Annotated in this window: 24 protein-coding genes and 5 tRNA genes; 5 read left to right on the forward strand and 24 right to left on the reverse strand. The window is 34.7% G+C overall.

Features of this window, described 5'->3' with window-relative positions; genetic code table 11:
• The first annotated feature begins 25 nt into the window (after positions 1-25).
• From B2745_RS05715 to miaA, 5 genes are all read left to right on the forward strand, one after another.
• Positions 26-1,165, forward strand: a complete 1,140-nt coding sequence (locus B2745_RS05715; protein ID WP_304064307.1) for a glycosyltransferase family 4 protein — start codon at positions 26-28, stop codon at positions 1,163-1,165.
• Positions 1,146-1,712, forward strand: a complete 567-nt coding sequence (locus tag B2745_RS05720; protein ID WP_304064308.1) for an L-threonylcarbamoyladenylate synthase — start codon at positions 1,146-1,148, stop codon at positions 1,710-1,712. Before B2745_RS05715 ends, B2745_RS05720 begins: the two co-directional genes overlap by 20 nt.
• Positions 1,713-1,807: 95 nt before the next feature.
• On the forward strand, positions 1,808-3,220 hold the full coding sequence (locus B2745_RS05725) for a CCA tRNA nucleotidyltransferase (RefSeq protein ID WP_304064309.1): 1,413 nt from the start codon (positions 1,808-1,810) through the stop codon (positions 3,218-3,220).
• 71 nt (positions 3,221-3,291) lie between these two features.
• Complete coding sequence (locus B2745_RS05730) at positions 3,292-3,912, forward strand: IS1096 element passenger TnpR family protein (protein ID WP_304064310.1); 621 nt, start codon at positions 3,292-3,294, stop codon at positions 3,910-3,912.
• Between the two features lie 50 nt (positions 3,913-3,962).
• Positions 3,963-4,886, forward strand: a complete 924-nt coding sequence (miaA, locus tag B2745_RS05735) for a tRNA (adenosine(37)-N6)-dimethylallyltransferase MiaA (protein ID WP_304064311.1) — start codon at positions 3,963-3,965, stop codon at positions 4,884-4,886.
• On the opposite strand, the gene B2745_RS05740 is transcribed toward miaA, so the two are convergent.
• The 24 genes from B2745_RS05740 to B2745_RS05855 form a co-directional block, all read right to left on the reverse strand.
• Positions 4,883-5,197: a DUF3467 domain-containing protein gene (locus B2745_RS05740; RefSeq protein WP_026902996.1), complete on the reverse strand. Its 315-nt coding sequence runs from the start codon at positions 5,195-5,197 to the stop codon at positions 4,883-4,885. The genes miaA and B2745_RS05740 overlap by 4 nt on opposite strands.
• Before the next feature lie 60 nt (positions 5,198-5,257).
• Positions 5,258-5,503, reverse strand: a complete 246-nt coding sequence (locus B2745_RS05745) for a hypothetical protein (RefSeq protein WP_304064312.1) — start codon at positions 5,501-5,503, stop codon at positions 5,258-5,260.
• 97 nt (positions 5,504-5,600) lie between these two features.
• Complete coding sequence (rpoC, locus tag B2745_RS05750; protein WP_304064313.1) at positions 5,601-9,893, reverse strand: DNA-directed RNA polymerase subunit beta'; 4,293 nt, start codon at positions 9,891-9,893, stop codon at positions 5,601-5,603.
• A 74-nt stretch (positions 9,894-9,967) separates the two neighbouring features.
• On the reverse strand, positions 9,968-13,768 hold the full coding sequence (rpoB, locus tag B2745_RS05755) for a DNA-directed RNA polymerase subunit beta (RefSeq protein ID WP_026902993.1): 3,801 nt from the start codon (positions 13,766-13,768) through the stop codon (positions 9,968-9,970).
• Positions 13,769-13,925: 157 nt separating this feature from the next.
• Entirely contained in the window at positions 13,926-14,303 is a 378-nt protein-coding gene (gene rplL, locus B2745_RS05760) for a 50S ribosomal protein L7/L12 (RefSeq protein ID WP_026902992.1), read from the reverse strand.
• Between the two features lie 60 nt (positions 14,304-14,363).
• Positions 14,364-14,882 (reverse strand): 50S ribosomal protein L10, encoded by a 519-nt coding sequence (rplJ, locus tag B2745_RS05765; RefSeq protein ID WP_026902991.1) that lies wholly within the window; start codon positions 14,880-14,882, stop codon positions 14,364-14,366.
• 4 nt (positions 14,883-14,886) lie between these two features.
• Positions 14,887-15,585 carry a 50S ribosomal protein L1 gene (gene rplA, locus B2745_RS05770; RefSeq protein ID WP_026902990.1) on the reverse strand — a complete coding sequence of 233 codons (699 nt, stop codon included), beginning with the start codon at positions 15,583-15,585 and terminating at the stop codon, positions 14,887-14,889.
• A 22-nt stretch (positions 15,586-15,607) separates the two neighbouring features.
• Positions 15,608-16,051, reverse strand: a complete 444-nt coding sequence (gene rplK / locus B2745_RS05775) for a 50S ribosomal protein L11 (protein ID WP_026902989.1) — start codon at positions 16,049-16,051, stop codon at positions 15,608-15,610.
• Between the two features lie 138 nt (positions 16,052-16,189).
• Positions 16,190-16,732: a transcription termination/antitermination protein NusG gene (gene nusG, locus B2745_RS05780; protein ID WP_026902988.1), complete on the reverse strand. Its 543-nt coding sequence runs from the start codon at positions 16,730-16,732 to the stop codon at positions 16,190-16,192.
• A gap of 11 nt (positions 16,733-16,743) precedes the next feature.
• The gene (secE, locus tag B2745_RS05785) at positions 16,744-16,938 is read right to left on the reverse strand and encodes a preprotein translocase subunit SecE (RefSeq protein WP_026902987.1); all 195 of its coding nucleotides are present in this window, start codon (positions 16,936-16,938) and stop codon (positions 16,744-16,746) included.
• A 14-nt stretch (positions 16,939-16,952) separates the two neighbouring features.
• Positions 16,953-17,023: transfer RNA gene (locus B2745_RS05790), tRNA-Trp, on the reverse strand.
• Positions 17,024-17,085: 62 nt separating this feature from the next.
• Entirely contained in the window at positions 17,086-18,273 is a 1,188-nt protein-coding gene (gene tuf, locus B2745_RS05795; protein ID WP_026902986.1) for an elongation factor Tu, read from the reverse strand.
• Between the two features lie 62 nt (positions 18,274-18,335).
• Positions 18,336-18,407: transfer RNA gene (locus B2745_RS05800), tRNA-Thr, on the reverse strand.
• Between the two features lie 62 nt (positions 18,408-18,469).
• Positions 18,470-18,542: transfer RNA gene (locus tag B2745_RS05805), tRNA-Gly, on the reverse strand.
• 10 nt (positions 18,543-18,552) lie between these two features.
• Positions 18,553-18,632 (reverse strand) — tRNA-Tyr (locus B2745_RS05810).
• 9 nt (positions 18,633-18,641) lie between these two features.
• A tRNA-Thr gene (locus B2745_RS05815) sits at positions 18,642-18,714 on the reverse strand.
• Positions 18,715-18,884: 170 nt separating this feature from the next.
• The gene (gene hpf, locus B2745_RS05820) at positions 18,885-19,223 is read right to left on the reverse strand and encodes a ribosome hibernation-promoting factor, HPF/YfiA family (protein WP_026902985.1); all 339 of its coding nucleotides are present in this window, start codon (positions 19,221-19,223) and stop codon (positions 18,885-18,887) included.
• Positions 19,224-19,237: 14 nt separating this feature from the next.
• Entirely contained in the window at positions 19,238-20,119 is an 882-nt protein-coding gene (locus tag B2745_RS05825) for a tyrosine-type recombinase/integrase (protein WP_304064314.1), read from the reverse strand.
• Positions 20,120-20,201: 82 nt separating this feature from the next.
• Positions 20,202-20,390 carry a 30S ribosomal protein S21 gene (rpsU, locus tag B2745_RS05830; RefSeq protein WP_026902983.1) on the reverse strand — a complete coding sequence of 63 codons (189 nt, stop codon included), beginning with the start codon at positions 20,388-20,390 and terminating at the stop codon, positions 20,202-20,204.
• 94 nt (positions 20,391-20,484) lie between these two features.
• Positions 20,485-20,628: a hypothetical protein gene (locus tag B2745_RS05835; protein WP_304064315.1), complete on the reverse strand. Its 144-nt coding sequence runs from the start codon at positions 20,626-20,628 to the stop codon at positions 20,485-20,487.
• A 34-nt stretch (positions 20,629-20,662) separates the two neighbouring features.
• On the reverse strand, positions 20,663-21,349 hold the full coding sequence (locus B2745_RS05840) for an outer membrane beta-barrel protein (protein WP_304064316.1): 687 nt from the start codon (positions 21,347-21,349) through the stop codon (positions 20,663-20,665).
• A 54-nt stretch (positions 21,350-21,403) separates the two neighbouring features.
• On the reverse strand, positions 21,404-21,928 hold the full coding sequence (locus B2745_RS05845; RefSeq protein WP_304064317.1) for a hypothetical protein: 525 nt from the start codon (positions 21,926-21,928) through the stop codon (positions 21,404-21,406).
• Positions 21,929-21,954: 26 nt separating this feature from the next.
• Complete coding sequence (locus tag B2745_RS05850; protein ID WP_304064318.1) at positions 21,955-22,482, reverse strand: adenine phosphoribosyltransferase; 528 nt, start codon at positions 22,480-22,482, stop codon at positions 21,955-21,957.
• Complete coding sequence (locus B2745_RS05855) at positions 22,482-23,360, reverse strand: ComEA family DNA-binding protein (RefSeq protein WP_304064319.1); 879 nt, start codon at positions 23,358-23,360, stop codon at positions 22,482-22,484. The genes B2745_RS05850 and B2745_RS05855 overlap by 1 nt, the downstream gene beginning before the upstream one ends.
• Positions 23,361-23,432 lie beyond the last annotated feature (72 nt).

Genomic DNA, 23,432 nt, shown 5'->3' on the forward strand with positions numbered 1-23,432 from the left:
ACTTTTTACTTTAAACTTAAAAAATATGAAAATAGGGTTCGAAGCCAAAAGAGCATTTAAAAACTTCACTGGCTTAGGTAATTATAGTCGGGCAGTTATCCGCATCATGGCTAAATATTATCCTCAGAACCAATACCTACTTTACACACCGCAAGATAACGCAAAGGTAAGGCAAACATTGGTTGAACCTTTTGCCAACATATCGGTTAAAACAGCTCCCGTAAAAATTTTAAAATCCTATTGGAGGAGTTTGCAGCTTACAAAATCATTGGTTTATGATGATGTTGAGTTATTTCATGGTTTAAGTAACGAGCTTCCGGCTAATATTAAAAAATCTAATATTGCTAGCGTTGTTACCATTCATGATTTGATATTCCTTCGTTTTCCACACTATTTCAAATGGGTTGATAGACAAATTTATCGTTACAAATTTAAAGCGGCTTGCAAAAATGCAGATAGGATTATTGCCATAAGCGAGCAAACAAAACGAGATATTGTTCAGTATTTTAATACCAATCCTCAAAAAATTGATGTTGTTTATCAAGGTTGCGATGCTGCTTTTTGTTGTCCATATTCAGATGATGCTATCAAGGAAATAAAAGAAAAATATAAGCTACCACAGCAATATCTTCTATCTGTTGGAACTATAGAAACACGCAAAAATCAATTATTGATTTGTAAAGCTTTAAAGCATCTTAAACAAGATATTAAGCTGGTTATAGTAGGTAAAGTAACCGCTTATAAACAAGAAATTTTAGATTTTATTCAAGAAAATCATCTTACACAACAGGTTATTTTCTTAGAAAATGTTCCTTTTCAAGAATTACCACTTATTTACCAAGGAGCTAAAATTTTCATTTATCCTTCCAGGTTCGAAGGTTTTGGGATACCTATTGTAGAGGCTTTGAACAGCAAGATTCCTGTAATTGCAGCAACAGGTTCTTGTTTAGAAGAAGCTGGTGGGCCAGATAGCTTATACGTTCATCCTGATGATGACATTGCACTTACTAAAGCCATAGAAATAGTGTTAAAAGATGAAGATTTACAAGCTAACATGATTAAAAAAGGCTTAACCTATGCCGAAAATTTTAATGATGAAAGTATTGCAAAAAACTTAAACAGCGTTTACCTAAAAACCATTGAACATGCTAAAAGAAGAAATTAATAAAGCTTTAGAAGTTTTAAAAAATGGTGGTTTAATTCTATACCCAACAGATACCGTTTGGGGAATTGGTTGCGATGCCACCAATAAAGATGCCGTTGCTAAAGTTTTTGCGCTTAAAAAAAGAGAAGAGTTTAAAAGCCTTATCATTTTATTAGACACAGATGCCAAGCTACCAAGCTATGTTAAAGAAATACCCGATGTTGCTTATGATTTAATAGAATTTGCAGAAAACCCTTTGACTATCATTTACTCAGGTGCTAAAAATTTAGCGGAAAACGCTATCAATAGCGATGGTAGCATTGGCATTAGAATAACCAAACATCCATTTTGTAAAGAATTAGTGCAAAGATTTAGAAAACCTATAATTTCTACATCTGCTAACTTAAGTGGTGAGCCTACCCCTAATAACTTTTCTCAAATACCTCAAACCATTAAAGATGGTGTAGATTATATTGTGCAATTAGAACAAGATAATCATCAAACTAAAAAGCCATCCACCATCATGAAATTAGAAGCAAATGGAGCCTTTGCCTTTATCAGGAAATAAGCTTTCAGCCTTCAGTTTAAAGAATTATCTTTGGTAGCGTTTTTAAAATTTCAGGAATATGCATTCAGTTTTTGATAGCATTGTCCAAATCAAATATGAAGCAACACCTTAAACATCCTATTTTTAAAATTATCTCTAAAATTTCTGGCAATTTAAATGTCGAAACTTATGTAATAGGTGGCTTTGTAAGAGACATATTTCTAAACCGTCCTTCTAAAGATGTGGATATTTTAGTGATAGGCAATGGACCAAATTTCGCCTTAGAAGTAGGTAAAATCTTAAAAACTAAGGTTGCTGTTTTTAAAAATTTTGGTACCGCTATGTTGCGCTATAAAGATTTAGAAGTAGAATTTGTTGGTGCCAGAAAAGAATCGTACCGAGCAGATTCTAGAAAACCCATTGTTGAAGATGGCACTTTAGAAGACGATCAAAAAAGAAGAGATTTTACCATCAATGCTATGGCTATTCACCTTCATCCTCATCAATATGGTGAATTGGTAGATCCTTTTGGTGGTATCCAACATCTGGAAGAAAAAAATATCATTACGCCTTTAAATCCTAATGAGACTTTTTCTGATGACCCTTTAAGGATGATGCGAGCTATACGCTTTGCTACTCAACTTAATTTTAAAATTAATCAAGATGCTATTGATGCTATTAAACTCAACTTAGAGCGCATTAAAATAGTTTCAAAAGAGCGTATTACAGATGAACTTAATAAAATTATTCTATCGCCAAAACCTTCTATAGGCTTTAATTATTTGTTTGATACAGGTCTGTTAAAACTGATTTTTCCACAAATGGTGGCTTTGTATGGCGTAGATATCATAGAAGGTAAAGGCCATAAAGATAACTTTTACCATACTTTACAAGTATTGGATAATGTTGCCAAAACATCTGATGATTTATGGTTAAGATGGGCAGCTATTTTACATGATATAGCCAAACCAGCTACTAAACGTTTTGAGAAAAATCACGGTTGGACTTTCCATGGTCATGAAGACAAAGGAGCTAGAATGGTTCCTAAAATATTTGCCGATTTAAAGCTCCCACTTAATGATAAAATGAAGTTTGTACAATTGTTGGTTCAGCTTCACCTCCGTCCTATTGTACTGGCACAAGAAGTTGTTACAGATTCTGCCGTGAGGAGACTTTTATTTGAAGCAGGCGAACATACAGAGGCTTTAATGCTCTTATGCCAGGCAGATGTAACTACCAAAAATGAGTACAAAATCAAAAAGTACAGGAATAACTTTGAGCTGGTAAAACAAAAACTTAAAGATGTTGAGGAAAGAGATAAAATAAGAAATTGGCAGCCTCCAGTTACCGGTGAAGACATTATGAAAACTTTCAATTTACAAGCCGGTAAAGAAGTTGGAATCATCAAAAACAAGATTAGAGAAGCTATTTTAGAAGGAGATATAGCCAATAACCGTTCTGAAGCACTTTATTTCATGAAAAAAACAGGCATAGAACTTGGGCTAAAAATTGAAAAAGAACTAGATTAGGTTTTCCTTTTATTTATCAACGAAGGTGAAATAAATTAAGAAAAATCCCCTATAAAAATTATTTTTGCAGCATGGCAGTTTACAGATTCAGGGTAAGTTTTGAGGATTACGATGATGTAATCAGAGAGATTGATATTAAATCAAATCAAACATTTAAAGATTTGCATTATGCAATTCATAAATCTATAGGTTATGACCCAGAGAAGTCTTCTTCTTTTTATGTAAGTAACGACCATTGGATAAAAAACGAAGAAATTGCTTACTTACCTAATGAAAGAAAAATAGACCGTGGTATAAGTTTAATGGAGAATGCAAAATTAAGCAGCCATATAGATGATCCGCATCAAAAGTTTTATTACATCTATAATTTTGAAAAACCTTTTGATTTTCATGTAGAGCTGATTAAAATTTTAGAAAACAACCCTACTCAAACTTATCCTTTAGTATTTAAAGCTGTTGGCGAAGCACCAAAAATCATTAGCAATATTATTGGTTCTCCTGATGAAATTACGGGCGATGAAGACCCAGACTTCTTAGAAGATGAAACCATTTTAATTGCCGATGAGGATGAATTAGAAGCTTTAAATTCTGATACCGAAGAAGGTGAAGATGAAGAAGAGGAAAGCGATGAATTTTCTGACGAGTTTTCTGATAATGAAAACTTCGATCAGGATGATTATGATAGAGAATAAAACAACATATTAAAATCCGGTTTAAGCCGGATTTTTTGTTTAAAAACAGCATGAATAAAACCAAGGTTCTTATTGTAATTGCAGGTCCAACAGCTATAGGTAAAACTGCTTTAGCTATTAAAATTGCCCAATATTTTAATACTGAAATTTTATCTGCCGATAGTAGACAATTCTTTAAGGAAATGAGTATTGGCACTGCCAAACCTACAGATGAAGAACTAAAAGCAGCTACACACCATTTCATCAACTCGCACAGCATACAAGAGCAAATAAGTGTAGGTTCTTACGAAAAAGAGGCTTTAGAACTTCTAAATCAACTTTTTAAAAGTCATGATGTTTTGGTTATGGTTGGTGGTTCTGGCTTATACATTAATGCTGTACTCCATGGCTTTGATGAACTTCCTCCGGTAAACGAAAAAATTAGAGAAAATCTTAATGATAGACTCATTAAAGAAGGGATAAGCCCTCTACAGCAAGAATTACAAGCAATAGACCCAACTTATTACACAGAAGTTGATATACATAACCCGCAGCGTATTATAAGGGCTCTTGAGATTTATCACTCCACAGGTAAAACATTTTCTTCTTTTCGTAGCGGAATAAAAAAAGAACGTCCTTTTAAAAGTATCATCATTGGCTTAGATATCCCAAGAGAAGAACTTTATACAAGAATCAATACAAGGGTAGATTTAATGATAGCCCAAGGCTTAGTTGATGAGGTAAAAGCCTTACAAGATGACAAACACTTAAACAGCCTCAATACGGTTGGCTATTCTGAAATATTTGAATATTTAGAGGATAAGATTACTTTACCACAAGCTATTGAAGCTATTAAACAAAATACTAGAAGGTTTGCTAAAAGACAGCTCACTTGGTTTAGAAAAACAGAAAATATACATTGGTTTAACCCAAAAGAAGAAAGAGAGATTATTTCCTTTATTGAAAAAGAAATTACCTCTCTTCCTCATAATTAAGCTTGTGCAGTAGGCCCTCCAAAGTTAAAAGGCATTCCATTGTTAGGTTCTCCACCGCCTTTTATCTGTCCGTTTATCATTTCAAATTTGGCAATATTATCTTCTAAAGCTAATAATAGCCTCTTTGCATGGTCTGGTGTTAATACAATTCTACTTTTCACTTTTGCCTTTGGTATACCAGGCATTACCCTAATAAAATCAAGTACAAACTCGCTATTAGAATGCGTTATAATGGCCAAGTTAGAATATACGCCTTCTGCTATTTCTTCTGATAGTTCTATGTTTAGTTGGTTGTCGTTTTGTTCTTGCATGCTATAAAAATAAAAAAGTCCTGGTCTTTCCAGAACTAAAAATGAATCATCAATATTCTTCTATTTATTAATAAAAGCGAATATTATACCTAAAGTAATAGTTATTTGGCCAATCCACAAAATAAACATCCATTTGATGATTTCGCTTTTCATATTAGCCAAATCAACCTTTATTGCTAAAGTATCTTTTTTAGTCTCAAATTCCTTATTGACTTCGGATTTTACACAAGAAACCAATTCTTCAGCCTCTTTATCCCCTATTTTGGCTTTAAGAATTTGATACAATTGAATTTCTGAAACGCTCATTATTAGACTTTTTTATAAAAATACAAAATTTGCTCCAAAAGAGGGAAACAAAAAAACCTGCTATTTCTAGCAGGCTTTTTATTATTTAGAGAGATTACTATGCTTCAATCTCTTCTTCCTCTTCTTTAGAAGCCATTAATTTATCGTATTCTTCTTGAGATCCAACAATAATTCTTTCGTAATCTCTTAAACCTGTACCAGACGGGATTAAGTGACCAACAATTACGTTTTCTTTCAATCCTAATAAATTATCACGCTTACCAGCAATTGCAGCTTCGTTAAGAACTTTAGTAGTCTCTTGGAACGATGCAGCTGAGATAAACGATTTAGTACCTAAAGATGCTCTGGTAATACCTTGTAGCATTGGACTTGCCGTTGCCGGACGAGCCTCTCTTGCTGTAACCAGTTTTAAATCTTTACGTTTCAATTGTGAGTTCTCATCACGTAATTTACGTACAGAAATAATCTGACCTGGTTTTAAAGCATTAGAATCTCCTGGATCTTCAACTACCATTTTATCATAGATACTATCATTCTCAATAGAGAAATCAAATCTATCTACGGCTTCTTTTTCTAAGAATTTCGTATCACCAGCATCCTCAATCATTACTTTTTGCATCATTTGGTGAACGATAGTCTCGAAGTGCTTATCGTTAATTTTCACACCTTGTAAACGGTAAACCTCTTGGATTCCATTAACAAGATATTCTTGTACAGCCGCAGGACCTTTAATTGATAAGATATCGCCTGGAGAAGTTGCTCCATCAGACAATGCCATACCAGCTTTAACAAAGTCATTATCCTGTACTAAAATGTGCTTAGATAATGGCACCAAGTATTTTTTAACTTGACCGTCTCTAGACTCGATAGTTACCTCACGGTTACCACGTTTAACACCTCCTAAAGTTACTACACCATCAATCTCTGTAATAACAGCTGGGTTAGATGGGTTTCTAGCTTCAAATAATTCGGTTACACGAGGTAAACCACCGGTGATATCTCTAGTTTTACCAGTTGTACGAGGAATCTTAACTAAGATTTCACCCATTTTAACCTCGTCGCCTTCATCTACAACAATGTGTGCTCCTACTGGAATGTTGTATTCTCTAATAGAGCCACCTTTTTTGTCAACGATTTTAACAACAGGGTTTTTGGTTTTATCTCTTGTATCAATAATCACTTTCTCTCTGTGTCCGGTTTGCTCATCAGATTCTTCACGGAAGGTAACACCTTCTATCACTGATTCAAACTCTACCTTACCAGAGAATTCTGATATGATTACTGCATTGTACGGATCCCAAGAACAAATCTTATCGCCTTTAGTTAATTTAGTTCCTTCTTTAACATATAAATAAGAACCATAAGGGATATTATTGGTTACAATAACTCTTCCGCTATTTGGATCTACAATTTTAAATTCTCCAGAACGACCTAAAACAACCTCTACTTTACCTTCTTCTGTCTCATACTCAACAGTTCTGATGTTTTCAAACTCGATAACACCATCAAATTTAGCATTGATTTGAGATTCTGCAGCAATGTTAGATGCAGTACCACCCACGTGGAAAGTACGAAGTGTTAACTGTGTACCCGGCTCACCAATAGACTGTGCTGCAATTACACCAACTGCCTCACCCATTTGAACACGTTTACCAGAAGCTAAGTTTCTTCCGTAGCAAAGTGCACAAACTCCTCTTGGAGCCTCACAAGTTAATACAGAACGTATTTCAACTCCTTCTAACGGAGATTCTTCTATGGCTTTCGCGATTTCTTCAGTGATATCCTCATTAGCACCAACTAATAATTCGTTAGTTAATGGATGGTAAACATCATGTAATGAAGTACGACCTAAGATTCTATCGTATAATGGCTCAACAATATCCTCGTTATCTTTTAAAGCTGTTGTGAACATACCTCTTAAAGTACCACAATCGTGTGCTTTAATAACCATATCTTGAGCAACGTCATGTAAACGACGAGTTAAGTAACCAGCATCAGCAGTTTTTAATGCTGTATCTGCAAGACCTTTACGAGCACCGTGGGTAGAGATAAAGTACTCAAGAACTGATAAACCTTCTTTAAAGTTAGAAAGAATAGGGTTCTCAATAATCTCACCACCAGAACCTGATTTTTGAGGTTTTGCCATCAATCCCCTCATACCACAAAGCTGACGAATTTGCTCCTTAGAACCACGAGCTCCAGAATCTAACATCATATAAACAGAGTTAAATCCTTGGTTATCGTTTGTTAACTGGTGCATTACATGCGATGTCAGTTTGTTATTGATACGCGTCCAGATATCGATAATTTGGTTGTAACGTTCGTTGTTGGTAATGAAACCCATGTTATAGTTATTCATTACTTCATCAACTTCTTTACGAGCTTGCTCTAATAAAGTATGTTTCTCTGTAGGAATATTTAAATCTTTCAAGTTGAAAGATAAACCTCCTCTGAAAGCATACTGGAATCCCATAGTTTTGATTTCATCTAAGAAATTTGCAGCTCTGGCCATACCAGTAACTTTTACAACTTCCCCAATGATATCTCTAAGAGATTTTTTAGTTAGCAATTCATTAATGAAACCCACCTCTTCTGGTACAACTTCATTAAATAATACTCTACCAACTGTAGTTTCAATAGTTTTAGCTTCTATTGAACCATCTTTACCTTTAACCTTAGCTTTTACTTTAATGAAGGCATGTAAATCTATTTGCTTCTCGTTGTAGGCAATCGTTACCTCTTCCGAAGAATAGAAAATAGAACCTTCACCTCTTACTGGGTGTCCTGGCTCAGACTTACGACCTTTAGTCATGTAGTATAAACCAAGAACCATGTCTTGAGAAGGTACCGTTACCGGAGTTCCGTTAGCAGGGTTAAGAATGTTATGTGATGCTAACATCAAGATTTGGGCTTCCAAAACAGCAGCGTTACCTAGTGGTACGTGAACAGCCATCTGGTCACCGTCAAAATCCGCGTTAAATGCAGTACAAACTAATGGGTGTAATTGGATAGCTTTACCTTCAACTAATTTAGGTTGGAATGCTTGGATACCTAAACGGTGAAGTGTAGGAGCCCTGTTTAAAAGAACTGGATGTCCTTTTAATACGTTCTCTAAAATATCCCAAACTAGAGGGTCTTTTCTATCCACAATTTTCTTAGCAGATTTAACAGTTTTAACTACTCCCCTTTCTATCATCTTACGGATGATAAATGGTTTGAATAGCTCTGCTGCCATATCTTTAGGTAAACCACATTCGTGTAATTTTAAGGTAGGACCTACCACAATTACAGAACGTCCAGAATAATCCACACGTTTACCTAGTAAGTTTTGACGGAAACGTCCTTGCTTACCTTTTAATATATCAGATAATGATTTTAAAGCTCTGTTACCTTCAGTTTTAACAGCATTCACTTTACGTGAGTTGTCAAATAATGAATCAACAGCTTCTTGTAACATACGTTTTTCGTTACGTAAGATTACTTCTGGAGCTTTAATTTCCATTAATCTTTTTAAACGGTTATTACGGATAATAACTCTTCTATAAAGATCATTTAAATCTGAAGTTGCAAAACGACCACCTTCTAATGGCACTAATGGACGTAATTCTGGTGGAATAACCGGAACGATTTTAACAATCATCCATTCTGGATTATTCTCTATACGACCTTGAGAACCACGGAATGCTTCAACAACTTGTAAACGCTTTAAAGCTTCATTTTTACGTTGCTGAGAAGTTTCGTTAGCAGCTTGGTGACGTAAATCATAAGATAAAGTATCTAAATCAAGACGCTTTAATAAATCTTCTAAAGCCTCCGCTCCCATCTTAGCGATGAATTTATTTGGATCTTTATCATCCAAATACTGGTTTTCTTTAGGCAATTTATCTAAGATATCAAGATACTCTTCTTCTGTTAAGAAGTCCATGTAATTGATTCCTTGATCTGCCATTAAACCAGACTGTATAACTACATAACGCTCGTAGTAAATAATCAAGTCTAATTTTTTAGTTGGCAAACCTAATAAGTAACCAATTTTGTTAGGTAAAGATCTGAAATACCAGATGTGCGCAACAGGAACAACAAGATTGATGTGTCCCATACGCTCACGACGTACTTTTTTCTCTGTAACCTCAACACCGCAACGGTCACAAACGATTCCTTTATAACGAATACGCTTATATTTACCGCAATGGCATTCGTAATCTTTCACCGGACCAAAAATACGCTCGCAAAATAAACCATCACGTTCTGGTTTATACGTTCTGTAGTTGATTGTCTCAGGCTTTAATACCTCACCACTTGATCTTTCCAAAATTGCTTCAGGAGAAGATAAGCTAATGGTAATTGAGGTAAAATTACTTTTTATTTTATTATCCTTTTTGTAAGACATATTCTTTCTTAAGCTAAAAGCAGAATGCTAAAAGCTTAAAGCATTACGCCTTAAGCTTTCGGCCTTCGGCCTTATTAATCTAATGTAATATCTAAACCTAATCCTCTTAGTTCATGAACCAATACGTTGAATGATTCTGGAACACCCGGAGTTGGAAGATTTTCACCTTTAACAATTGCTTCGTAAGTTTTTGCTCTTCCTACAACATCATCAGATTTAACTGTTAAGATCTCTTGTAGAATATTAGCAGCACCAAACGCTTCAAGTGCCCAAACCTCCATCTCACCAAAACGCTGACCACCAAATTGTGCTTTACCACCTAATGGTTGTTGTGTAATTAATGAGTATGGTCCTATTGAACGAGCATGCATTTTATCATCAACCATGTGACCTAGTTTCAACATATAGATGATACCTACGGTTGTTGGTTGGTCAAAACGCTCTCCAGTTAAGCCATTGTACAGGTATGTTCTTCCTGATTCTGGTACACCAGCTTCTTTTACATAATGTTCAACCTCGTCATGAGATGCACCATCAAAAATTGGAGTTGCAAATTTCAACCCTAATTCTTTACCTGCCCAACCTAAAACAGTTTCGTAAATCTGCCCTAAGTTCATACGAGAAGGTACACCTAGTGGGTTTAACACGATGTCTACTGGAGTTCCATCAGCAAGGAAAGGCATATCTTCATCACGAACGATACGAGCAACTATACCCTTATTACCGTGACGACCAGCCATTTTATCACCTACTTTTAATTTACGTTTCTTAGCAACATAAACTTTCGCCATTTGAACGATACCTGAAGGAAGCTCATCACCCACACTGATAGCAAATTTATCTCTGCGGTAAGCACCTAATTCTTCGTTAACTTTAATATTGAAATTATGTAGAAGCGCTTTTATCAATTCGTTTTTGTCCTCATCAGTTGTCCATTTCGTTGGATTAATGTGATTGTAATCCAATTCCATTAATAACTTCTGCGTAAACTTAACACCTTTAGCAATTAAAAGCTCTTTGTAAACATTGTAAACACCTTGTGAAGTTTTGCCATTTACGATAGTAAACAATTTCTCAACCAAGGTTTCACGAAGCTCTCTTACAGCTTTCTCATGTCTTGCTTCTAATTTATCTAAAGCTGCTTTTTCTTCTGCTTTAGAAGTTTTCTTAGCTCTTGAAAATAATTTAGTATCAATAACAACACCATTGATTGAAGGTGGAGTTTTTAAAGATGCATCTTTAACATCACCAGCTTTATCTCCGAAAATTGCTCTTAAAAGTTTCTCTTCTGGTGAAGGGTCTGATTCTCCCTTAGGAGTGATTTTACCAATAAGAATATCACCTTCTTTAACTTCAGCACCTACTCTAATGATACCGTTTTCATCCAAATCTTTTGTAGCCTCCTCAGAAACGTTAGGAATATCCGGAGTTAACTCCTCTTCACCACGCTTAGTATCACGCACTTCTAATTCAAATTCTTCAATATGAAGAGAAGTAAAGATGTCCTGAGAAACAACTCTTTCAGAGATTACGATAGCATCCTCAAAGTTGTAACCTTGCCAAGGCATGAAAGCAACTTTTAAGTTTCTTCCAAGGGCTAATTCACCATCTTGTGTAGCATAACCTTCGCAAAGAACCTGACCTTTTTCAACTCTTTGTCCTTTTTTAACAATTGGCTTTAAGTTGATACAAGTACTTTGGTTGGTTTTCTTAAATTTAATTAAGTTGTATGATTTAGATTCTCCATCAAATGAAACTAAAGTATCATCTTCTGTTCTATCATATTTAATGGTAATCTTGTTAGCATCAACATACTCAACAACACCATTACCTTCTGCGTTAATCAAAGTTCTTGAGTCACGAGCAACACGACCTTCTAAACCTGTACCTACTACAGGAGCTTCTGGACGTAATAAAGGAACAGCTTGACGTTGCATGTTAGATCCCATCAAAGCTCTGTTCGCATCATCATGCTCTAAGAAAGGAATTAATGAAGCCGCGATAGAAGTAATCTGATTTGGAGATACGTCCATATAATCAAGTTTTTCTGGCTCGATTACCGGGAAGTCACCTTCATATCTTGCTTTTACTTTATCGTCAACATAATTTCCTTTTTCATCATATTGTGCATTTGCCTGAGCGATAGTCATACCATCCTCATCCTCTGCACTTAAGTAAATAACTGGTTGGTCTACCGCTACCTTACCCTCAACAACTTTACGGTAAGGAGTTTCAATAAATCCAAGGTTATTAATTTTAGCATGTACGCAAAGAGAAGAAATCAAACCAATGTTTGGTCCCTCTGGAGTTTCGATAGTACATAAACGACCGTAGTGCGTGTAGTGAACGTCACGAACCTCAAAACCAGCTCTCTCTCTAGATAAACCACCTGGACCTAAGGCCGATAAACGACGTTTATGAGTAATCTCAGCTAATGGATTGGTTTGATCCATGAATTGAGATAACTGGTTGGTACCGAAGAAAGAATTGATTACTGAAGATAATGTACGAGCATTAATTAAGTCGGTTGGCGTAAATACCTCGTTGTCACGGATATTCATACGCTCGCGAATGGTTCTTGCCATTCTTGATAAACCTACACCAAACTGAGCGTAAAGCTGCTCACCTACTGTACGAACACGACGGTTTGATAAGTGATCGATATCATCAACATCCTCTTTTGAGTTGATTAATTTGATCAAATATTTAACAATCGCAATAATATCCATCTTAGTTAAAACTTTAGTCTCCACAGGAGTATCTAATTTTAACTTACGATTGATACGGTAACGACCAACATCACCTAAATCATAACGTTTATCTGAGAAGAATAAACGATCGATGATACCACGAGCGGTTTCCTCATCAGGTGGTTCGGCGTTACGTAGTTGTCTGTAGATATGTTCTACCGCTTCTTTAGCAGAGTTAGAAGTATCTTTTTGTAAAGTATTATAAATGATAGTATAGTCTCCGCTGTTGCTATCTTCTTTAGAAAGAATTAAAGTTTTAACACCAGCATCAACAATCATATCGATATGATCATCTTCTAAAATGGTTTCTCTTTCAAGAATAATTTCATTTCTATCAATAGAAACAACTTCACCTGTATCTTCATCCACAAAATCTTCTACCCATTTCTTAAGAACTCTTGCAGCAAGTTTACGACCTACATATTTTTTAAGTCCAGATTTGCTAACCTTAACTTCATCTGCTAAGTCAAATAATTCTAATATATCTTTATCAGAATCATAACCAATTGCTCTTAAAAGTGTAGTTACAGGGAATTTCTTTTTACGGTCTATGTAAGCATACATCACATTGTTAACGTCTGTAGCAAACTCTATCCATGAACCTTTGAAAGGAATAACACGGGCTGAGTATAATTTACTACCGTTTGTATGACGACTTACGCCGAAAAATACACCTGGTGAACGGTGTAGCTGAGAAACAATTACACGTTCTGCACCATTAATTACAAAAGTTCCTTTAGGTGTCATATAAGGAATAGTTCCTAAATAAACATCCTGAACAATTGTTTCAAAATCTTCGTGTTCCTCATCATTACAAGACAATCTTAATTTTGCCTTAAGAGGTACACTGTAAGTTAACCCACGCTCAATACACTCTTGTATATCATAACGAGGTGGATCAATAAAGTAATCCAGAAATTCTAAAACAAATATGTTTCTCGAGTCTGAGATCGGAAAGTTTTCAGCAAAAACTTTAAATAACCCTTCTGTATGACGGTTATCTGAAGTGGTTTCTAACTGAAAGAATTCCTTGAACGATTGGATTTGAACATCCAGAAAATCAGGATAATCAATTACATGCTTACTTTGAGCAAAGTTTATCCTTTGATTGCTTTTGTTTGCCAAGGGTCTAAAATTTTAGTTAAACTAAACCGAAAATTCGATTAATACTGAACAACCATTCAGTATTTTTATTAAAATTGGTGATATACACCAAAAGCCATAAACTCCAATCCGCTTTAACGGAGGGAGTTTAAGGCTATATTTTGTAGAGAGACTCTAATTATTTAATCTCAACAACAGCTCCTGCTTCTTCTAATTGTTTTTTAAGAGCTTCAGCTTCGTCTTTAGCAACACCAGCTTTTAATTCTTTAGGTGCACCATCAACTAAATCTTTAGCTTCTTTTAAGCCTAAACCAGTTAAGTCTTTAACTAATTTAACAACTGCTAATTTCTGACCACCAGCATCTTTCAAGATTACATCAAAAGATGTTTTCTCTTCAGCAGCAGCAGGTGCATCACCAGCAGCAGCAGGACCAGCAACTGCAACAGCAGCAGCAGGCTCAATACCATACTCATCTTTTAAAATTTGAGCTAATTCGTTTACTTCTTTAACTGATAAGTTTACTAACTGCTCAGCAAACGCTTTTAAATCTGCCATTATATTTAATTTTTAAAATTTTACTTTTTGTTTTACTAATTCCAAATTTTAGGTATTTGGTTAACCTCTTTCTTGTAAAGTTTTGACAATTCCTGCCAATTTGTTTCCTCCAGATTGAAGTGCTGAAACAACATTCTTCGCTGGCGACTGTAATAAACCGATGATATCACCAATAAGCTCTTCTCTAGATTTAAGATTAACTAGAGCGTCTAACTGGTTATCTCCGATAAATGCAGTGAAATCAATATATGCTGCTTTTAAAACTGGTTTATCACCTTCTTTTCTTAAAGCTTTAATAAGCTTTGCAGGTGCGTTTCCTGTAGTAGAAAACATCACAGAAGATGAACCTTTAAGAACATCGAATAAAGGTGCAACATCACCATCTAATTGCTCTAAAGCTTTTCTGATAAGTGTGTTTTTTACAACTTGTATACCAATTTCGTTCTCAAAACATTTGCGGCGAATATTATTGATTTTTGCCACTGTTAAATCAGATGTATCAGTAATATAGAAATTACCGTACTCTTTCATTTGTTCAGCTAAAGCAGAAACAACTTCGTGTTTTTCTTCCTTTCTCATAATCTTAAATTCCCGCTACTGTTTTAGTTTCAATTTCAATTCCAGGAGACATAGTTGAAGATAAATGAATACTCTTAAAATATGTTCCTTTAGCAGCTGATGGTTTCAATTTTGAAATGATTTGAAGAACCTCCAAAGCATTATCATAAATTTTATCAGCAGGGAAAGATACTTTACCTATTGAGCAATGGATAATACCTGTTTTATCAACTTTAAAGTCGATTTTACCACCTTTAACATCAGCAACTGCTTTACCAACTTCTTGGGTTACAGTACCTGACTTAGGGTTAGGCATTAAGTTACGTGGACCTAAAATACGACCTAATTTACCAACTTTAGCCATACAGCTAGGAGTAGTAATAATAATATCGATATCTGTCCAACCACTCTCAATCTTAGCAATATACTCGTCCAAACCTACGTGATCAGCACCTGCAGCTTTAGCTTCTTCTTCCTTATCAGGAGTTACTAATGCTAAAACGCGTACTGTCTTACCGGTACCATGAGGTAAAGTAGCAATACCACGAACCATTTGATTGGCTTTACGTGGATCAACACCTAAACGAACATCAATATCTACCGATGCATCAAATTTAGTTGTTGTGATATCTTTAACCAGGTTAGCTGCCTCTTTTAAAGAGTAAGCTTTACCAGCTTCAAGTTTGGAAAGTGCTGTCTTTTGATTTTTTGTTAATCTAGCCACTGTCTTTAACTTTGTTGTTTAATTAATTGTTCCAGGGAGCGTTTCCTGTAACGTTTATACCCATACTACGGGCGGTACCAGCTACCATTCTCATTGCTGATTCTACTGTGAATGCATTCAAATCAGGCATTTTATCTTTTGCAATAACCTCTACCTGTTCCCAAGTTACGCTAGCAACTTTTTTACGGTTAGGTTCTGCAGATCCACTTTTAATGCTAGTAACTTCCATTAATTGAATAGCTACTGGTGGAGTTTTGATGATAAAATCGAAAGATTTGTCTGCGTAAACAGTAATTACAACCGGAAGAACTTTCCCTGGTTTATCTTGGGTACGAGCATTAAATTGCTTGCAAAACTCCATAATGTTCACCCCTTTTGCTCCCAATGCCGGACCAACTGGAGGTGATGGATTTGCAGCGCCACCCTTGATTTGTAATTTGATTAACGCACTGACTACTTTTGCCATTTTCTATTTATTTATTTCTCAACGTTAATTAATGTGGAAGCATTCTTTTGTTGAGCTCATATCCATTTTTAATTGAGTATTGAGATTTGAGTATTGGGTATTGAGAAATCTCTATACTCAGTACACACTACACAATACTTATTCTTTTTCTACTTGCATATAGTTAAGTTCTAATGGAGTTCTTCTTCCAAAAATCTTAACCATAACCTTTAATTTTTTCTTTTCCTCATTCACTTCTTCAATAACTCCAGAGAAGCCATTGAAAGGGCCATCCATCACTTTAATGTTTTCACCTACGTAATAAGGAATATTAATCATCTCTCCTTGTTGTGCCATCTCGTCAACCTTACCTAAGATACGATTAACTTCTGCCGGTCTTAACGGGACAGCGTTTCCGCTTTTATCTCCTAAGAAGCCGATAACACTATTGATATTTTTGATGATTAATTCTAACTCTGCATTTAAAGCAGCTTCTATTAAAACATACCCTGGGTAGTAGTTTCTTTCTTTAGCGATTTTTTTACCATCACGCATCTGATAGTATTTTTCCATAGGTATTAAAACCTGAGGAACCAAATGAGTAAGCTCTAAACGACTGATTTCAGCATCTATATATTGCTTTACTTTTTTTTCCTTCCCACTTACCGCTCTTACTACATACCACTTTAATTGGTCGCTCATCTTTAATTATATTATACGAATGACTTATAAATTAATTTAATCAGATTACCTGCAGACTCATCCATTGCAAATATGATTAATGCAATGATAAGAGAAGCCACTAAGGTTATGATAGCACTATTCTGCAATTCACCCCAAGTTGGCCAAGTTACTTTTTCAGTAAGCTCTGTGTAAGATTCTTTAATATATTCTGCAAAATTAGCCATTTGTATTGCTTTAGCACGGGAACAAGGATTCGAACCCTGATCAAAGGTTTTGGAGACCTCTATTCTACCGTTGAACTATTCCCGTTTTTGTTAAAGAAAGCTAAGGCATTAAATACCTTAGCTTTCAAATATTTATGATGCTTAAAATTAAGCTACAATTTCAGTTACCTGACCAGCACCTACTGTTCTACCACCTTCACGGATAGCGAAACGTAGACCTTTTTCCATTGCGATTGCGTTAATCAATTTAACATTGATTGTTACGTTATCACCAGGCATAACCATTTCTACACCTTCTTGTAAAGTGATTTCACCAGTTACGTCTGTTGTACGAAAATAGAATTGAGGACGGTATTTGTTAAAGAATGGAGTATGACGTCCACCTTCTGCTTTTGATAATACGTAAACCTCAGCTTTGAAATCTGTGTGAGGAGTTACTGAACCTGGCTTACAGATAACCATACCACGACGGATATCAGTTTTCTCAATACCACGTAATAATAAACCTACGTTATCACCAGCCTCACCTCTATCTAAAATCTTACGGAACATCTCAACACCAGTAACTGTAGATTTTAAGTTCTCAGCACCCATACCTAAGATATCCACTTGCTCGCCAGAGTTAATAACACCTCTTTCTATACGACCAGTTGCAACAGTACCACGACCAGTGATTGAGAATACGTCCTCAACAGGCATTAAGAAAGGAAGATCTGTTAATCTTGGTGGAATTGGAATGAAGTTATCTACCGCATCCATTAACTCCATGATTTTACCAACCCATTTAGCATCACCATTTAACCCACCTAAAGCAGAACCTTGGATTACAGGAATGTCATCACCAGGGAAATCATAGAAAGATAATAACTCACGGATTTCCATTTCAACAAGCTCTAATAACTCTGGATCGTCAACCATATCTACTTTGTTCATAAAAACAACAAGAGCTGGTACACCAACCTGACGAGCTAATAGAATGTGCTCACGAGTTTGAGGCATTGGACCATCTGTTGAAGCAACAACAAGGATAGCACCATCCATCTGAGCAGCACCAGTAACCATGTTTTTCACATAATCCGCGTGACCTGGACAGTCAACGTGTGCATAGTGACGGTTAGCAGTAGAATACTCTACGTGTGCTGTATTGATAGTGATACCTCTTTCTTTTTCTTCAGGAGCTGAGTCAATTGAATCAAATGAACGAGCTTCAGATAAACCTGCATCAGCTAATACTTTAGTGATAGCTGCAGTTAATGTAGTTTTACCGTGGTCAACGTGACCGATTGTACCGATGTTTAAGTGTGGTTTACTACGGTCAAATTTTTCTTTTGCCATGATTTTGTACTTATTAGTAGGTTAATTTTATATACTTTATTTTTTTAATCTCTATCTTATCGAGCCAATGATGGGACTTGAACCCATGACCTCTTCCTTACCAAGGAAGTGCTCTACCGCTGAGCTACATCGGCTTTTAAACAAAAAAAGCCCTGCCTAATTTTAAAACAGGCGGCTATATTATTTTTAATAAGTGAGCGGAAGACGAGGTTCGAACTCGCGACCTATAGCTTGGAAGGCTATCGCTCTACCAACTGAGCTACTTCCGCATGTTAATTGTGGGGGTAAGTGGACTCGAACCACTGAACCCGAAGGAGCGGATTTACAGTCCGCCGCAATTGCCGCTATGCGATACCCCCGCACTCTTGAGCCTCCTATCGGAATCGAACCAATGACCTACTGATTACAAGTCAGTTGCTCTACCAGCTGAGCTAAGGAGGCTTTTATTAAATTTAAAGAACTTTCTTTTTTTATCCCAGAAGACCTGTGCTTGAGGGACTGCAAAAGTACAAAAATTACTATTCGAACAAAATTTTTTTTAAAAAAAAATCGATGATTTTTACAATCATCGATTAAGGCTGTTTCAAGGCTGTTGATAATGAATTATATAGCTAGTTTATAGCTTGAGAAATAATTTGCTTATGATTACTCTCATGAGCTTTAATTTTCTCTTTATGTTTATTTATTTGCTTCCTTAAAGATTCTATGGCTAAGTCTGTTGCTTCTTCAAAGCTTTTACATTGTTCTTTTGCAAATAAGGTATTACCTGGTATCATTAGCTTAATTTCCGTAATCTTATTAGCTTCATCAGAGACATTATCTAATTTTAAATAAACATCTCCGCCAATAATCTGGTCAAAAAACAAATCTAGTTTGTTTGCTTTTTTTTGAATGAATGCCAATAAATCTTTGTCGGCATTGAAGTGGATGGATTGAACTCCGATTTTCATTTTACCTCCTGTTTTTAAGCCTTTGGATGGGCTTGTTTATAAATTGTTTTTATTCTCTCTATAGAATTATGCGTGTAAACTTGTGTAGCAGCTAAACTTGCATGCCCTAACAACTCTTTGATGGCGTTGATATCTGCCCCATGGTTTAATAACGATGTTGCATAACTATGCCTTAACAGGTGTGGACTTTTTTTGTCTTGTGTAGTTACTAAACTTAAATAACGCTGCACAACTCTATAAATTAGTTTTGCATAAGCTTGTTCTCCTTTTTCTGTAACGATAAAGGACGGTGTATTTGTATCCGCAACGATAGCTAATCTTTCTGTTAAATAACTTTTTATTTGATTTATTAATGAATGGTGGATAGGAATAATTCTTTCTTTGTTTCTTTTACCCAGAACTTTTATGGTATGATGGTTTAAATCTATTGAAGCAATGGTTAAACCCAAAAGCTCGCTTAATCGCATACCTGTACCAAATAATAATTCTAATATCAATTTATCTCTAACACCTATAAAGCTATCTTCAAAAGCGCTGGTGCTATCTAATAAAGTAATAAGTTTGGCCTCTTCTACAAAAACCGGTAATTTTTTAGCAACCTTAGGTGCCTGTATTTTTAACACAGGATTAATGGATAGCACCTCCTCTTTTACCAGAAATTTATAAAAAGCTCTTAGTGTAGATATTTTTCTATTGACAGATCTAGCTTCTATACCATCATCTAGCAAAGTAATCATCCAATTTCTTATTTGTTGATGATTAACGGTTAGAATATCTGATTCAAATTCTTTAAGGAAATTTTCAAATTGTAATAAATCGTTTTTATAAGCAGTTAAGGTATGCTTGGAATACCTTTTTTCGTACTGTAGATAATTAAAAAAACGCTCTAAAAACATAAAAAACCATTTGTTTATCCGAAATTGAATATACAAATAGTTTTTATATAATATAAGAATCTATTTAATAAATTGTTATTTATTAAGATTCTAAGTTTAAGCCTTGTTTGTAAATAGCGTGTTTAACTTCCATTCTACGGGCAACAGACTTCTTTTCATAAGCCTGGCGACTACGAAGCTCTCTTAAAACACCTGTTTTTTCGAATTTCTTTTTGAAGCGCTTTAAAGCTCTATCAATTGATTCTCCGTCTTTTACGTTGATAATAATCATTTTTTAAATACCACCCTTCTATTCATTTTTAATGGATTGCAAAGGTAATGAGTGAGATTGTATTTTGCAAGTTTTGAAAGATTTATTTAATAAGCTATTTATCAATCTCTTTAGGATAAGGTTTACCATCTTTAAAACCTCGTTCAAAATCACTCCAATTTAAAATTAGCTCAATTAAAAACATTATTGCAAAGCTTAATAAAAAGGATTTTAAATCTCTTTTTGTGATGTTTTTCATAATTTCATTTTGATCATATTTTACAAATACGATTTTAAAACACAAAGCCTGCAAAAAAGAAAATAGTAGAAGTTTGATGTTTGGGTTGTTGATAAGCTACATCATTAAAATTCAGCTGCTGGATAGTTCTATCCCAATTTATACGGGTATAATTAAATCCAAAACGATAAGCTATTTTCTTTTCTGTTTTAAATTCTAAAGCCAATTTAGGTTCTAGCACTAAATAGAAGTTGCTTTTAGCAGTTGCTTGCCTTTTTTGAGTGCTTGCTTGATTATTACTATTCTTAGTATAGGTGGTAAAAGAAGCATCCGTATAAAGCTTTTGGTAATTTAATCCACAAGCTAGCGCCAAATAGGTTTGATCATCCACATCTATAGAAATTTTATAGGTAGGTCTTATCTGGAAAGAAAATGCCTGATTGCTCAGACTTGTTTCTGATTTTAATTCTGTTAAAGTATTATCGGTGTAGTTTTTATTAGTTAATGCGTTTCCTAATAAATAATCAATACCTGTTTCTAGGCAAAAGTTGGGCATCAACTGAATAGCATAGCCTGCATTTAAAGCTATTCCATCGGTATTTTTATCAGGCTGCTCTTTATTTGATTTGCTTAAATATTCAAACAGCGGGATTTTTAGATGTGTATAAAAATAATGCTGCGCTTGAGCACTTTTGTTTAAGAGTAAAACAAATAAAGTGGCAATAATTATTTTAGATTTCATAGGAAGTAAAAAGCTTTTAAGCTACTAATACTTAAACGCTCTAGATCATAAAGTTTAAAAAAGAATGCCTATACCTAATGCTATAGAACTTAAAGCTATTTTACCATTAGAGCTTTTATATCTAAAATCTTGATATTTATAAGATATTTCTGGTGTTAGGGCTGTTTTCTTACCTAATTTAAGATTGTAACCTGCACCTATCTCATATAGTAAGCCCCCATCATATCTGTTAGATGTAATGCCATAGCCTAAATTTGTAAAAGTGTAAGGCGTTTTAAAGCTTTTTTTAAAATAGTAATGTGCATTTGCAAATACAGGATAAGAAGTTAAAGTTGGATTGATGTAAGAAGATGTACTTAACCCTAAACCTAATGAAACATGCTTATTGATATGCCAACCGTTTATGGTGGTAATTTCTGTACCGTTTCCTTCATCCCTAATACCAGAATAAGATGGAGATGTATTCATTCGTATGGCTACACCTAATTTAGTTTTGTTAAAAAAGCCTTTTCTGGGAAGGTCTTGGGCATTGGTGAGTGTAGCACCAAATAACAGTAATAATAGTAAGCTGTTTTTCATATTTAGATTTTAATTAAACTTTTTAATCAATACTCTGCCAAAGCCACAACTTTATCAGCATAAGGCTTAATTAAATCTTTACCCTTTAAAAAATCTAGGCTAATGATAAAAGAAAAGCCTGCTATCTCACCTTTCATTTTTTGTATCAATAAAGATGTAGCTTCAACAGTTCCTCCGGTAGCTAATAAATCATCATGAATCAGAATTTTGGTTCCTGGTTCAAAAGCGTCTTCATGCATTTCTATAGTTGCTGAGCCGTATTCTAGGTTATAGTTTTGTTTTACGGTTTTATAGGGTAATTTACCTGCTTTTCTGATAGGAATAAAAGGCTTATTTAACCTATTGGCTAACATTAATCCAAATAAAAAGCCTCTGCTTTCTATACCTGCTATAGCATCAAAGTCTAACTCTTTTAATCGTATTACAAAAGCATCAATTATTTGAGTACATAATTCTTGGTTTTTTAGAATAGGTGTAATGTCTTTGAAAACAATACCTGGCTTGGGAAAATCCATAACATCTCTTACGGTTTCCTTTATTTTTTGTTCAATCATCAAAATTGGATATATGGAGCAATTTTACTGATTATTTCGGGATTTAAGATGTGGATTTTATTTAAATCTGCAATAGTTTTATAAGCCCCATGTTGTTTACGGTAAGCAATAATGGCATTCATTTGCTTATAAGACAAATATGGGAACCTCTTGATATCTACAAATTCGCAGGTATTGATATTGATGGGTATAATTTTCTCTGTATCTATCAAAACCTGTCTTTCTATTTGAGCATATTTAACAGAGTCTAATCCGTAAACTTCCATGAGTTGCTCTTTTCTGATAAAACCTCCTAACCTATTTCTATATTTTATAATTCTTGAGGCAAATGCAGGACCTATTCCTTTGATGTTTAATAACTGTAATGAATCTGCATTATTTACATCAACCATAACAAAAGCCTTTTTAGGGAAAGACTCCTTCCTATCGTAAGTGGTATAAGCCTCCTTTTTATTTTCTGGTATGTCTATATAAGGTGCTAACCGTTGGTACATAGCAGGAGAAATAGCATACATTTTTTTAACATCCTCCTTCTTATAAAACTTGCCTCCTTTGGCTTCATATTTTTTAATAGAAAGAGCCTGCTTTTCTGATAGCCCTAGCTTTATCCAATCCTCCACTGGTAAATGGTTCGGGTTAAACTTAAATAAAATAGGTTTATGAAATTCTTCTTCATGATTTTCATCGCCTATATTTTTATATTTATCAATTTGGGTTAAAGCGGGCTTAATGGTTTCTATTTTTATTTCTAAAGGCTTGAAAAAGAAACGTTCATAAACATAAGGGCTAAAAAGTATCCCAATTAATATAAATAACACCAATACACCTCTGTATTCCTGACGAGAAATACTAAAGTATTCTTTAAATTTTTGATTCATACGTAGATAATAAATCAAATTAAAGAATTATTTTTAATACTATCAATAAAAATTTAATTAGTTAATATCTAT

Origin of the sequence: Pedobacter glucosidilyticus (genome assembly GCF_002483235.1) — a bacterium.
Classification (GTDB): domain Bacteria; phylum Bacteroidota; class Bacteroidia; order Sphingobacteriales; family Sphingobacteriaceae; genus Pseudopedobacter; species Pseudopedobacter glucosidilyticum_B.